14 protein-coding genes are annotated in these 12,781 nt (G+C 38.6%); 9 read left to right on the forward strand and 5 right to left on the reverse strand.

The window, feature by feature from the left end:
- Position 1 precedes the first annotated feature (1 nt).
- Genes ACM66U_RS02970 through ACM66U_RS02990 form a run of 5 tightly spaced genes read left to right on the forward strand, consistent with a single transcriptional unit; the run spans position 2 to position 5,772 of the window.
- Positions 2 to 1,147 (forward strand): bifunctional folylpolyglutamate synthase/dihydrofolate synthase, encoded by a 1,146-nt coding sequence (locus tag ACM66U_RS02970; RefSeq protein ID WP_418641092.1) that lies wholly within the window; start codon positions 2 to 4, stop codon positions 1,145 to 1,147.
- Positions 1,137 to 2,096, forward strand: a complete 960-nt coding sequence (locus tag ACM66U_RS02975; protein ID WP_230973255.1) for a peptidoglycan DD-metalloendopeptidase family protein — start codon at positions 1,137 to 1,139, stop codon at positions 2,094 to 2,096. Before ACM66U_RS02970 ends, ACM66U_RS02975 begins: the two co-directional genes overlap by 11 nt.
- A complete protein-coding gene (locus ACM66U_RS02980; protein ID WP_346389443.1) occupies positions 1,997 to 2,368 on the forward strand; it encodes a bactofilin family protein in 372 nt (123 codons plus the stop codon). Before ACM66U_RS02975 ends, ACM66U_RS02980 begins: the two co-directional genes overlap by 100 nt.
- Entirely contained in the window at positions 2,368 to 5,361 is a 2,994-nt protein-coding gene (locus ACM66U_RS02985; RefSeq protein WP_418641093.1) for a DEAD/DEAH box helicase, read from the forward strand. Before ACM66U_RS02980 ends, ACM66U_RS02985 begins: the two co-directional genes overlap by 1 nt.
- Positions 5,362 to 5,772: a YqaA family protein gene (locus ACM66U_RS02990; RefSeq protein ID WP_151900901.1), complete on the forward strand. Its 411-nt coding sequence runs from the start codon at positions 5,362 to 5,364 to the stop codon at positions 5,770 to 5,772.
- On the opposite strand, the gene ACM66U_RS02995 is transcribed toward ACM66U_RS02990, so the two are convergent.
- On the reverse strand, positions 5,765 to 6,439 hold the full coding sequence (locus ACM66U_RS02995; protein WP_418641094.1) for a gamma-glutamyl-gamma-aminobutyrate hydrolase family protein: 675 nt from the start codon (positions 6,437 to 6,439) through the stop codon (positions 5,765 to 5,767). The genes ACM66U_RS02990 and ACM66U_RS02995 overlap by 8 nt on opposite strands.
- On the reverse strand, positions 6,418 to 7,428 hold the full coding sequence (locus ACM66U_RS03000) for an amidoligase family protein (protein ID WP_418641095.1): 1,011 nt from the start codon (positions 7,426 to 7,428) through the stop codon (positions 6,418 to 6,420). Before ACM66U_RS03000 ends, ACM66U_RS02995 begins: the two co-directional genes overlap by 22 nt.
- A gap of 82 nt (positions 7,429 to 7,510) precedes the next feature.
- Here ACM66U_RS03000 and ACM66U_RS03005 point away from each other — a divergent pair, with 82 nt between their 5' ends.
- A complete protein-coding gene (locus ACM66U_RS03005; protein ID WP_151900898.1) occupies positions 7,511 to 8,317 on the forward strand; it encodes a TIGR00282 family metallophosphoesterase in 807 nt (268 codons plus the stop codon).
- Here the strand turns inward: ACM66U_RS03005 and ACM66U_RS03010 are convergent.
- On the reverse strand, positions 8,314 to 8,763 hold the full coding sequence (locus ACM66U_RS03010; RefSeq protein ID WP_418641096.1) for a hypothetical protein: 450 nt from the start codon (positions 8,761 to 8,763) through the stop codon (positions 8,314 to 8,316). The two genes, ACM66U_RS03005 and ACM66U_RS03010, sit on opposite strands and share 4 nt — an antisense overlap.
- Before the next feature lie 86 nt (positions 8,764 to 8,849).
- Here ACM66U_RS03010 and ACM66U_RS03015 point away from each other — a divergent pair, with 86 nt between their 5' ends.
- On the forward strand, positions 8,850 to 9,524 hold the full coding sequence (locus tag ACM66U_RS03015) for a response regulator transcription factor (RefSeq protein ID WP_151900896.1): 675 nt from the start codon (positions 8,850 to 8,852) through the stop codon (positions 9,522 to 9,524).
- A gap of 64 nt (positions 9,525 to 9,588) precedes the next feature.
- Entirely contained in the window at positions 9,589 to 9,801 is a 213-nt protein-coding gene (locus ACM66U_RS03020; RefSeq protein WP_418641097.1) for a hypothetical protein, read from the forward strand.
- Here ACM66U_RS03020 and ACM66U_RS03025 read toward each other — a convergent pair.
- Complete coding sequence (locus tag ACM66U_RS03025; RefSeq protein ID WP_418641398.1) at positions 9,798 to 11,501, reverse strand: DNA polymerase III subunit gamma/tau; 1,704 nt, start codon at positions 11,499 to 11,501, stop codon at positions 9,798 to 9,800. The two genes, ACM66U_RS03020 and ACM66U_RS03025, sit on opposite strands and share 4 nt — an antisense overlap.
- Positions 11,502 to 11,558: 57 nt before the next feature.
- Positions 11,559 to 12,188: a protein-L-isoaspartate O-methyltransferase gene (gene pcm, locus ACM66U_RS03030; protein WP_418641098.1), complete on the reverse strand. Its 630-nt coding sequence runs from the start codon at positions 12,186 to 12,188 to the stop codon at positions 11,559 to 11,561.
- Between the two features lie 111 nt (positions 12,189 to 12,299).
- Between pcm and ACM66U_RS03035 the strand changes: the two genes are divergently transcribed.
- Complete coding sequence (locus tag ACM66U_RS03035) at positions 12,300 to 12,743, forward strand: host attachment protein (RefSeq protein ID WP_418641099.1); 444 nt, start codon at positions 12,300 to 12,302, stop codon at positions 12,741 to 12,743.
- Positions 12,744 to 12,781 lie beyond the last annotated feature (38 nt).

Genomic DNA, 12,781 nt, shown 5'->3' on the forward strand with positions numbered 1-12,781 from the left:
CGTGTTAGAGGAATTTCTTAACAGCAAACCATTGTATTATGACACCATAGACTACACCCGTATGCCCAGAGTATACGCAAAAATCAAAGCTTCATTAAAATTGCCAAAAATTATTCATCTTGTGGGAACAAACGGAAAAGGGACAACAGGACGTTTTTTGGCGTCAGCCTTGTACTCTTTGGGGTTTACTACGGGGCATTATACCTCTCCGCATATACTGACTTTCAATGAACGCATTTGGTTCAACGGAGAAAATGTCAGTGATATACTCTTAAACGAAGCGCATCAAAAGCTTTTATCACTGTTGGATCCCCAGGATGCAGATTCATTAAGCTACTTTGAATATACAACACTTTTGGCAGTTTTTTTGTATCAGGAGTGTGACTATATTGTTCTTGAGGCAGGGCTTGGCGGAGAGCATGATGCAACAGCGGTATTTGAAAATATTTTAACACTTGTGACACCGGTTGGTTTTGATCATGAAGCTTTTTTGGGTTCGGATATTTTGTCCATAGCCACGACAAAACTCAATGCTATGCAAAAAAAAGTAATTGTGTCCAAACAGCCACATAAAGAAGTGATGCAGATTGCCAAAAAAATTGCACAGGAAAAAAATATCCATGTCGCAGACTACAGTGAACTTTTAGATGCACAAGACAAAGCGAAGATTGAAAAAATTGCCAGGTATCACAGGTTGGCGTGCTATTTAAAAGAAAATTTAATGGTAAGTATCGCGGCATTAAAGAGTCTGGGCATTTCGTACGAAGCAGAAGATTTTAAGCATGCAAAATTATTTGGCAGACTTTCTCAATTAGAGACAAACATACTGATAGATGTGGGACACAATACGCTTGCGGCACGTTCAATTTATGAAAGTTTAAAAGAGAATAAATATATATTGGTTTATAATAGTTTTAAAGATAAAAATTACAGTGAAATACTTACTGTTTTACAGCCGATAATTGAACATGTGGAAATTATAGCGGTAGAAGATGAAAGAATAGAAGAATTGAGCAAACTCAAAAAGGCAATAGAGGATTTGCAGATGAAACACACAAGCTTTCAAGGGATAGATGCAAATAAAAATTATCTTGTTTTTGGCTCCTTCAGTGTTGTGGAAACATTTTTGAAGGTGCATGGTGGATAATCATTTTACGGTTACTATTCATGATGACAACGGTGTCAAGCAGTTTAATGTTCACAAGTTTATAAAAAAAGCTTTTTTGTATACCGGACTTTTTTTACTGAGTATTGTACTGATTGCCGCAGGAACTATTTTGTATTTAAATGCCAGTGTAGATAAACTGCAGAGTAAAAAAAATGAAGTGGCACAGGCATATAAAGAGATGCTGCGTCAAAATCAAGCCTTGCAAAAAGAGATGAAGAGTACAACACATTCCCTTTTGGCAAAAGAAAAAGAGCTTGATGAACTTTCAGATTCTTTGTCTCAGATTGAAACGCTCATAGGGCTCAAACCTCTTGCGACTGAATCTTTGGCCGAAAGAGTAAATATGACAATGCTCAGTTCATCGCACAGAGCAACACTGCTGGAACTTATACCAAGCGGATCTCCTGTAAAATACCATGGGATTACAAGCAAATTCGGCTACAGAATACACCCGACACTGCATAAAAAAGAGTTTCATCGTGGTTCTGACATGAAAGCGAAATTCAATACTCCTGTGTATGCAACGGCTGACGGTATTGTTGAATGGGCAGGGCTGCACAGGCGCAGCGGTTTTGGAAAACTTGTCATACTCGAACATGTGTATGGTTTTAAATCGTACTTTGGACATTTAAACAAAATTGTGGTAAAGTCAGGACAATTTGTAAAAAAAGGTGATTTAATTGCCTATACAGGCAATTCCGGGCTCAGTAACGGACCGCATTTGCATTATGAAATACGCTTTATTCACCGTGCATTAAATCCGTATTATTTTATAAAATGGACACAGCAAAATTATGATGAAATTTTTAAAAAGGAGAAAAAGATACCATGGCAATCTTTAATAATGGCAACATCGCGGATAAAAGTGATAAAACAGATGCAAACACAGCAATTGTCACAGCCGGAGCAAAAATCAAAGGCGAAATAGAACTTACATGCAATCTTTATATAGACGGAGAGTTAGAGGGGTTTATAAAGTCGTCCAAAGAGGTGAATGTGGGTAAAAACGGACATGTAAAAGGCGATATTACAACAAAGCGTCTCGTGGTTCAAGGCCTGGTTGAGGGGAGTATACATGCAGACCGTGTTGAAATAAAAGCGGCAGGACATGTAAATGGCGAAATTACCTCGCTTGAACTTGTCATAGAGGCCAAAGGTATTTTTCAGGGAAACTCAATAGTAAAAGAAACAGGAAAGTAATGTCACAGGCAATTTTATTTAATCATTTTAAAAACAATGCACAAAAAGATGCCCTTGAAGTTTTGGTATGTGAAGATGCAAAAGAAGCATATGAACTTGAAAATGTAGCAAAGTTTTTTGGACGGGATGTTGTTGTTTTTCCCGATTTCAGACCAGGTTACGGTGATGATTTGCGTTCTTACAAAGAAGAGTTGCACGAACTCTGTTTTGCTTTAAGAACATACTATTTTTGCGCGAAAAAACCACTTGTAATATCTCCTTTAAAAACACTTCTCTTTCATTTGCCAAAAAAAGAGCTGCTCGGTGAGATGAGGTTTGAATTTGGCTCAGAGATTAATCTCAAAGAGTTTAAAGAGCAGATGCTTTACTGGGGATACACTTTTGTTGATATGGTACAGGTTGCAGGTGAAATTTCTCATCGTGGGGATATTATAGATATTTTTGTGCCTTCTTCCGAAAATCCGATAAGAATTTCCCTCTTTGACAATGAAATAGAACAAATAAAATCCTTTGCCCTTGAAACACAAAGAACCCTCGGCGATGATTTGGAAAGTGTAGAAATACGAAGTGCTTTTTATGCTCTGGATGAAGCATCCTACAATGCCTTGCATCAAAAAATACAAAAGAGTGAATTTGATGCACTCAACAAAGATGTAGCCTCTTTGGGCTTTTGGCATCTTGATGAATTGGCAGAGAATTTTTTAGCAGGCAAAAATGTCAAACTTGTCAGAAATTTAGACAATATACTCAAAGATGCCTACGGTATAAACAATCCGCAGCTTCCAAGAGATGCTTTTGATCTTGAATTGTTAGAAGAAAACGATGCCGTCAAAGAGTTGGTTGTTGTCAATGCCGCCCAGCTTTTAAAAGTACATCCAAACAAGAAAGTAACGCTCATTGCTGCAAATAATGCGACAATAAAACAGGCCGGTATTTATGATGCAACAGGTTTAAGCATTGTAGAGGCTCCTTATATATTAAATATTATTACACCTGATGAGCTGGTTATATCACTGAACAAAGCCGATAAAAAACGCCGCAGAAGAAAAACCTCTATTCTTTTGGATGATTTAAAAGCAGGTGATTATGTAGTTCATGAAGATTATGGTGTTGGTATCTTTGAAAAAATTGAAAAAACCGAAATACTCGGCGGAGTCAAAGACTTTATCGTCATTAAATATGTCGGTGATGATAAAATACTGCTGCCTGTAGAAAACCTCGACTATATTGACCGTTACATCGCAGGAGGCGGTGCGACACCTGTACTGGACAGGCTGGGAAAAGGAAGCTTTGGCAAACTCAAGGCAAAGGTAAAAAAAAGGCTGCTTGAAATTGCAGGACAGATTGTTAACACGGCAGCAGCAAGAGCGCTTATAAAAGCACCAAAGATTTCTTTGGATAAAAAAGAGCTGGAGCAGTTTCAGGCACTTTCAGGCTTTGAATATACAGATGACCAGACTCAGGCTGTTGAGGAGATACTCTCACAAATGAGTTCAGGGCATATAATGGACCGACTTTTAAGCGGAGATGTCGGTTTTGGTAAAACAGAAATCGCACTCAACACTATTTATGCAGCCTACAAGTCAGGCTATCAGTCGGCATTTATTGTACCAACTACACTGCTTTCAGCACAGCACTGGCGTTCTTTGGATGAGCGGTTTAAAGATTTGGGTATCCGTTATGCAAAACTTGACAGATTTGTCACCACAAAAGAGAAAAATGCAGTTATTAAAGGGCTGGCAAGCGGTGAAATAGATTGTGTTGTCGGGACGCATACGCTTTTTGGACTGGAATTTAAGAAACTTGGCGTCGTTATTATAGATGAAGAACACAAGTTTGGCGTGAAGCAAAAAGAGAAAATCAAAGAGCTCTACCATAATGTGCATCTGCTCTCTATGAGTGCAACACCGATTCCGCGATCACTCAATCAGGCACTCAGTTCCATAAAAACAATGAGTCAGCTATTGACAGCGCCGAGTGAGCGCCAGGGTGTAAGGACTTTTGTAAAAGAGTATGATGAAAAGCTGATAAAAGAGGTTATTTTGAGAGAACTTCGTCGTGGCGGTCAGGTTTTTTATGTGCACAATTCAATTGACCATATGCCTATAAAACTGGGAGAACTGCAGGCCCTGTTACCTGACTTGAGAATGCTGATGCTGCATTCTAAAATATCGGCAGTGGAAACAGAAAAAGAGCTGCTGAAATTTGAAGCAGGCGAATATGATGTCATGATAGCCACCTCCATTATTGAGAGCGGTATTCATATGCCCCGTGTCAATACCATCATTGTAGACGGTGCAGACAGATTTGGTATAGCAGATTTGCATCAGCTTCGCGGGCGTGTAGGTCGTGGACACAATGAGGGTTTTGCCTATTTTATTGTACAAAACAAAGAAAATTTGACAGATGAAGCCAAAAAACGCCTTTTGGCATTAGAATCGAACTCCTTTTTAGGTTCGGGTTCTGTGCTGGCACATCATGATTTGGAAATTCGCGGCGGCGGGAATCTTGTAGGAGATGCACAAAGCGGACATATTAAAAATATCGGCTACTCTCTGTATCTTCGAATGCTTGAAGATGCTATAAAAGAGTTGAGCAATACAGCCGAGGGAGAGCGGGCAAAGGTAGATGTAAAACTGAGCATATCCGCTTTTATCAGTGATGAAATTGTACAAGAAGACAGGTTGCGTTTAGATATCTACAGAAGACTTGCCCAGTGTGAAAGTGCTGTGGAGATCTATGAAATAGAAGAAGAGGTAATTGACCGTTTTGGCGAATTGGACATTCCTACCAAACAGTTTTTTGAATTGATGGTTATTAAACTTTTGTCCCTGGAGAAAAAAATCAAAACGATTTCAAACTATGGACAAAATATCACATTTACCTATTTAAATGAGTCCAAGGAGACAATAAAATCAGATTCGAAAGATGATGATGACATTATTAAAGCAACACTGTACTATTTAAGAAACAGCAAACCAAAAGTGCTCTAGTTGGTCTATATTACTCTTTTTTTAAGCGCTTTCGGTGCTGCGACTTTATTGCCGGTAGTGAGTGAAGCTGTATTGGTTTATGATATTACAGCCGGTTACAATATTTATGCTCTGCTGGGTGTTGCTACACTCGGCAATACCCTTGGTTCCTGTTTGAACTACTTTTTGGGCAAAAAAGGGGTTGATTATCTGGCACAGAAAAAATATGTAAAAATGAGAGCGTATAAAAAAGCCGAATCAATGTTTGATCGTTACGGTGCCATCGTGCTGCTGCTCTCCTGGGCTCCGATAATCGGTGACCCTATTACTTTTGTAGCCGGTGCTCTGCATTATAACTTTAAAAGATTTTTTTTGCTTGTTCTGTTTGCAAAAGGTATTCGTTATATACTGTTGGCACTTTTTTTTATCTGATTTTTATCTCTTTGGAAAAAGCTTCAAAAATGCGGTAGGTACTCCAGTGATAGGGTATAAACTCCGGGTGCCACTGCAGACCCAGAATGAAGTCTTCATTGTCTGTTTCAATGGCCTGTATGAGGCCGTTTGTATCTTTTGCTGCAACTTTCAGCCCTTTTCCAAGTGTTCTCACTGTTTGATGATGCAGGGCATTGACTTTTAATTTTTCGGCTTTGAGAATTTTATGCAGATGGCTTTTTGGTTCTATTTTGATGGTGTTTTGAGGCAGCAGAGAATGCGGATGTTTAAAATCCAAATCCATTTCCGGTATATGCGGGTGAAGTGATCCGCCCATAAAGAGATTGATAAGCTGCATGCCTCTGCATATTCCCATAACGGGAATGTTTTGTGTGAGTGCGCGCTCAAGTAAAAAGAGTTCCATTGCATCACGCAGTGGTTCGGTTTTTTTTACACTGGGGTGCCTGGATGTATGAAAAGTATGCGGATCAATATCCACACCTCCTGTAAGCACAAGCCCATCCATTTGGGTGTTCTTGTCCCAATTATCAGGATGCAAAAACCTTGCATTCACACCAAAAAGCGTGAGCAAAGCACGACTTGTCACCCAGGCACTGCGACTTCCTTTGCTTGAGCCTGTTATGATTATATTTGTTTTTTCAGCCATACATTTACCTGCTGCAGCCACTTCTCTTTTTTCAAAAACGAAAAAGGGTCAGTGAGGTATTTGCTGTATTCGCCGGCAAGTTGTGCAAGCATCTCTTTGTCTTGAGCGAGTTTTTCAATGATGACCCAGCTGTTCCAGGCATCGTAAGTGTGCCACTCTTTTTTGTCAACCTTGGAGTTTGGAAGGCGATAATGATAGGCAGGACGTGGTGAAATTTTTTCTTCGGGAAGTGTCTTGAAAACCTGATTGGAATCTATCCAGGCAAGCAGAGGCAAGAGGTCCAGTGCGCGATTACGGGTAGGGTTATATTGCATATAGTCACAGATAAACCGGTTCATATCCGGTTTGTAAGAGGCTTTGAGTACTTTTTGTATATACTCCTCTTCAAAAGGTTTGATATAGGGGCTGATTCTGCGTACAATATCAGGTTGCAGCCATAGCACAAGCGTCTCATAAAGAATGAAAAAGGCCCTGAGTGTATCAATAATTTCTGTTACTTCAAAAGAGAAGGCCTGCGGATTGATATGAAAGCCAAAGGCATAGAGAGGATTGGCATCAGTTCCAAGTGCTCCGTTTATTCGAAACGTCTCTTTTATCTTCTCTATAATTGCAATTTTATCCAAAGGAAGCGGCGGTGTTGTGATTTCATAAGGCACGATAGTTTGAGAAAGGGTGGCTATGAACTCTTCCAAAGCCAGTGCGATTTCTGTTTCGATAAACTGGTCAAGTCCTATATTCTGCAGCCATTTTTGCAGACCCTGTGAAATAAGAAACTGAAAATCAAGGATAAGATTAAAGTCGCCACAGCAGGTATCTCTGATTTTGTAATGATAAGGATTTATTTTTTCCATACTGCCGGATTCTAGAGTTCCAATAAGTAATTCTGCACTTTTTTGTAACTCTATGGCACTGTATTCAAGCTCAAAGCCGACTTTTCGAAGCTCATTTGAAGCGTTGATACGTACAGGTGGTTGCATAAAATGATTCATACTGCAATTATACTGTTTTTTAAAGAAAAACAGGGAAAAGATTTGGCTATAATTCTAAAAAACAAATGAAAAGAATTATACATTGAAAATAGCATTTATAGGCGATATACTAGGTCAGCCCGGACGTATTATGTTGCGGGATTATCTGAAGAAAATAAAAGAAGAACACAAAATAGATTTTGTCATTGCAAATTATGAAAATGCTTCTCACGGTTTTGGGTTGACACTCAAAAATGCAAATGAACTCTTCTCCTACGGCATCGATGTTATGAGCGGAGGCAATCATACCTGGGATAAAAAAGAGATTATTCCTCTTTTAGATACGCATGAACTGCTGCGGCCCCATAATTATCCTGAGGAAGTACCGGGAACCGGTCTGCGTGTTTATGATATAAAGGGTGAAAAACTTGCTGTCCTTAATATAATGGGGCACTATGCAATGCCCTATACCGACAATGCCTTTCGCTGTGCAAAAAATACGGTTGAGGAGCTGCACACGCAGGAGATAAAAAATATTTTTGTTGATTTTCATGCTGAGGCTACAAGTGAAAAACGCGCACTGATGATGATGCTTCAGGGAAAAGTAAGCGGAATTATCGGGACACATACTCATGTAGGCACTGATGATTTTCAAATTGTAAACGGTACGGCATATATGAGTGATATAGGGCTTACAGGGTGCCGTGACAATATTATAGGCATGGACAAGGATGTTCCTGTAAAACAGTTTTTGACAGGTCTAAAAGGGCATTTTGATATTCCAAAAAAGTGTAAAAAAATTCTGCAGATGGCTGTCATGCAAATCAATGACGGCAAATGCAGTGAAGCATATAAACTGAAAATTTTTGATGACAGCAGAGTGATTAAAACCGAGGCATGGCTGGATTAGGCGGCAGTTACTCTGTAGTAGTTGTCATTTGCAATATAGGTATTGATAAATTTCTGTTTTAAAAGAGTGTTGCGTTGTATGTTTTCAGGCTGTTTGACCTCTTGTGTTAACGCTGTTTTGGGTTTTTGCGCAAGAGAAAAATAGTGAGAATTTTCACTGTAGGCATTCTGGGCACTGCTGATTTTTTTTATTTTTTCAAATTTTGTTTTGGCATACTCTTTTTTGGGTGTATTTTGCTGTTGCAGTAACTGCTGGTTGTGTAATGACTTATAGTTTGAAATATAATTGAGTAGTATTTCTACAGAAGAAGCAACAACTTTTTCAAGGCTTTTTGAGAATACTTTTTCTTGCTCTTGAGAGAAATTGTCTCTTTCATTTTGCGTATTTTTATCTATTTTTGATGTGTGCTTGTTTGGTATATATGTATTGTATGATGAAACAAACATCTTTTTTTCCTCTTCAAAATTTCCGCAATTGGTCTATTATACCATAGAATCTTTGATATAATTATAAAAAATAGTAAGGCATATTTATGAGTGCAAATATAGTAATAGTTGAGGATGAGGAAGATTTGCTCGAACTGTTGGAATACACCCTGGAAAAAGAGGGATTTGAAACAATAGGCTTTTTAAATACAAAAACAGTTGTGCAGATTTTAGATGAAGAAGATATAGATTTACTTATAATGGACAGGAACCTTCCCGGTGTTGAAGGAAGTGAGTTTGTTGCAAAACTACGTGATGAGGGGCTTGATATACCCGTTATATTTTTAAGTGCAAAAGACAGAGATGAAGATATTGAGAGTGGCTTTTTGCGAGGCGGAGATGATTACATCACGAAACCGTTTAATATGAAAGAATTGGTCCTTCGCATCCGATCTGTGTTAAAAAGAACTTCAAAAAAATACAATAATTCAAAATTGCTTTTTAGAGATTTACTGCTTGACAAAAGCAGCAGAACATTACATGTAGACGGAAGACCTGTTGATGTGACAAAGCTTGAATTTGATCTTTTAAGTGAATTTATCTTAAATAAAAACAGTGTACTTGACAGGGATTATCTGCTTGAAAATGTTTGGGGTGACAGTGAAAACCACCAGTACAAGACTGTCAATGTTGCCATCAACAGGCTCAAAGAGAAGATAGACCCGGACAAGTCAAAAGACTATATACAAACAGTTCGCGGAGTAGGGTATAAAATATGTTAACAAATTGACATATTTTTAGCTTTCTTGATTTTTCTTGGTTATATTGTTGCTCTTAGGAGTAAGAATGAGAGATTTTCGAACGATTATAGAAGTTTTCAAAGAGCATATTGCGAATGGATCAAATACGAAAGTATATGATAAGGATGTGGCAAATTTACTAAATATTTCCCAATCAAAATTTGCAACAATCAAAAAAAGGAACTCTACCCCTTTTGTTGAGATATTAGAGTATTGTCATCAAAAAGATTTGTGCTGCAGTGAAATTTTTTTTGACTAGATTTTTGACTGCACGGTGACCTTTTTTGCCTCAAACATCTCTATCGCCTTTTGGATCATCGGCTCTTTTGTGATGTCTGTGCCGTTTGTTTCATCTTGCACAGAAGGCTCATCACAGTTTGTCACACAGCTTGCAGCACCGCCTGCTTCAATGTCCTCGACGGTAGAGCCGCTTTGCATTTCGGGCTGTTGTTCGACGGGTTGTGATGCCTGTGTCTGTGGTTCTTCTTCTGTTTCTAACTTCGTGCAGGCAACTCCTTTTATTTTTGTCTCAAAACTAAAGGTTTCACGAACAAGCTGTTTAATGACCGCATATCCGTGTTTGAGCACTTTTTTACACTCTTCGTCCGCACAACTCTCCCAAGTAAGTATGTTTTTTTCATAGGAAACAAAGCGAATGTTTTTTGTAAAACACTCACCAAGTGCATAGTTTCTGTCTGTGATTCTTTCTATGAGCGTTTGAAAAGTGAGAAGATGCTCATTTGTCGGTATTTCCTGCGTATTCTCTACAGAGGTTTCTTTTGCGACTTTGCCGTTCATCTCAGGGGTAGTTTCCTGCATTTTTATTTTTACAGGAGAGGAGCTTTGCACCTCTTTTTTTTCTTCCTGTGATACAATAATTTCAGGACGTTTCACATCTTTTTCAAAAGATTCTATCATCTGATCAATTTCCCGTATTTTAAGCGCTTCTGTCATCTTGAAAAATATCATCGAAAGCACAAAGGAACCATCGGCATTAATGCTGAAAAGATATTTTGATTCACTCAGTATTCTAAAAAACCTGTCAAGTACCAGTGTAGAAAAAAGAGCATCCTGATTATACATTTTATCTTTGAGATAAGCGATGAGTTCGTCTACAACCATTTCACTTTCGTAATCTTCCAGTTCTTTTGTATACTCTACCAGCCGTGCATAGTCTTTTGCAAAAACAGTATCGAAAAGTTTACTGATAAATTTTGGGTCAACCAGTCCGAGCATATCTGTAACGGTACGAACATCAACATGGTTTTTTGAGTAGATTATTGCCTGATCAAGCAATGTCAGCGTATCACGAAGACTTCCGCTCCCGCTTCTTGCGAGAATTTCAAGCGCCTCTGTTTCATACTCTATCCCCTCAAGTTGCAAAATATGGGCAAGATGATTAACGACCTTGTTTGTGGCAATACTTTTAAATCGAAAATGCTGTGTTCTGCTTAAAATTGTTGCAGGAAGTTTGAGCGGGTCAGTGGTTGCAAGGACGAACTTGACATATTGGGGCGGTTCTTCAAGTGTTTTAAGCAGGGCATTAAAAGCCTCTTTTGTGAGCATATGTACTTCATCAATAATGAAGATTTTATATCTGGCAACGGCCGGTTTGTATTTTGTCTGTTCTATAAGGTCACGAATATCGTCGATTTTACGGCTGCTTGCCCCGTCCATCTCTATGATGTCCATATGACGATTCTCTTTTGCCATCACACAGTTGGAACATTTGTCACAAGGTTTATGACTCATTCCTTCTTCGCAAATGAGTGCTTTGGCAAAGATACGGGCAGTTGAAGTTTTTCCGCTCCCGCGCAGCCCTGAAAACAGATAGGCATGAGAGAGTCTGTTTGAATCAAGTGCAAGTGAGAGAGTCTGTGCTATCGTCTCTTGACCGATAAGTTCATCAAAGTTTGACGGACGATATTTTCTGGCTAAAACTTCATGCGCTTCTTTCAAATTCATACTCCAAATTCAGGTAAATAGATTTTAGCAGAGAGTGGATTAAAAGATGATTTAATGAAACTGTTTTTCCTGGTAAATCAAAGGTACAAATACAAAACCTGCATATTCCTCTTGCTGTATTCTGCCATCTTGAAGTTTTTTAAACTTAAAGATGGAATTGCCTACCGGTATGACAAGTACACCGTTGGGTTTGAGTTGTTCAAAAAGTGAAAAAGGAATTTCCGGTGCACTGGCAGAGACCAGTATCTTGTCAAACTGTTCTCCCGGTTTTCCTAACTCTTTGCCTGCTTTTTCGATATGACACTGCCCAAAACCAAACTGCGAAAGGTTTTTTTGTCCAATACTGACAAGCCTCTCAACACGTTCCATGCCCGTAACATGACCGCTTTCACCTACAATGGCGCACAGGAGTGATGTAGTCCAGGCGGAACCTGACCCTATATCCAAAACAGAGTCTCCTTGGCGCGGTTGAAGCAGTTCAAGCATAAAAGCAACTGTTGAAGGCTGAGAGATTGTCTGTCCTTCGCCGATGGGCAGGGGGGCATCTCTGTAAATTGCTTCTTCAAAACCTTCGGGCACAAAATATTTTCTGTCAATCTTTTCAAAAGCTTCTATGATTTGTGGTGTTTTTAAAACGCCAGAATTTTGCATGCTTTGAATGAGTTCACGGTTTGTACTCATATTTGCTCCTTTTGTCTGAAATTTATCTGCAATAAAGTATTCTTTCCATATCATAATGTAAAGCATCTTTTGTTTTGATGATGTTTTTAAATTTTTTTACAAGGATGAATTATGAAATTAGACAATACAGTTATAATCGTGGCAGACTTAGGGGAATTAAAAGCATATAAAACAATAAAACATGAAGATATTTATAACAATGAATTGAAAATTAACTACTCTTTGGAATTGGTGAATGCTGAAGATTTTATTGAGGGCAGAAAAAAACTCCATGAACTCAAAAGTGATGCCAATGGCAGAAAAGGACACGCAACAATTGAAGAACACAGTGTTGAAGAGACGATTGCAAAAAGAACACTTACTGAGGTGGCAGAAGATATAGATATGATTGTGCAGCAGATACAGCCAAAATCTCTGTTTTTAGCGTTTCCACAGGAGAACAATGCCGAACTGCTTGATAAACTCAGCCAGGAAACAAAGGCTGTTTTGAAAAAGAATGTGGCGCTTGATTTGGTGAAAATCGATAAAAACAAACTGTTTGAGTATTTTAACTAATGGGAACTTTTAGTTGATATAGAGTTAAAAGATTATAT

It is taken from the genome of Sulfurimonas sp. ST-27, assembly GCF_048081595.1.
GTDB lineage: Bacteria > Campylobacterota > Campylobacteria > Campylobacterales > Sulfurimonadaceae > Sulfurimonas > Sulfurimonas hydrogeniphila.

Excerpts from the sequence above, each read along its gene's own strand:
- ACM66U_RS02975 (WP_230973255.1), top strand. The coding sequence starts at position 1,137 with ATGGTGGATAATCATTTTACGGTTACTATTCATGATGACAACGGTGTC.
- ACM66U_RS02980 (WP_346389443.1), top strand. The coding sequence starts at position 1,997 with ATGGCAATCTTTAATAATGGCAACATCGCGGATAAAAGTGATAAAACA.
- ACM66U_RS02985 (WP_418641093.1), top strand. The coding sequence starts at position 2,368 with ATGTCACAGGCAATTTTATTTAATCATTTTAAAAACAATGCACAAAAA.
- ACM66U_RS02995 (WP_418641094.1), bottom strand. The coding sequence starts at position 6,439 with ATGGCTGAAAAAACAAATATAATCATAACAGGCTCAAGCAAAGGAAGT.
- ACM66U_RS03000 (WP_418641095.1), bottom strand. The coding sequence starts at position 7,428 with ATGAATCATTTTATGCAACCACCTGTACGTATCAACGCTTCAAATGAG.
- ACM66U_RS03010 (WP_418641096.1), bottom strand. The coding sequence starts at position 8,763 with ATGTTTGTTTCATCATACAATACATATATACCAAACAAGCACACATCA.
- ACM66U_RS03015 (WP_151900896.1), top strand. The coding sequence starts at position 8,850 with ATGAGTGCAAATATAGTAATAGTTGAGGATGAGGAAGATTTGCTCGAA.
- ACM66U_RS03020 (WP_418641097.1), top strand. The coding sequence starts at position 9,589 with ATGAGAGATTTTCGAACGATTATAGAAGTTTTCAAAGAGCATATTGCG.
- pcm (WP_418641098.1), bottom strand. The coding sequence starts at position 12,188 with ATGAGTACAAACCGTGAACTCATTCAAAGCATGCAAAATTCTGGCGTT.
- ACM66U_RS03035 (WP_418641099.1), top strand. The coding sequence starts at position 12,300 with ATGAAATTAGACAATACAGTTATAATCGTGGCAGACTTAGGGGAATTA.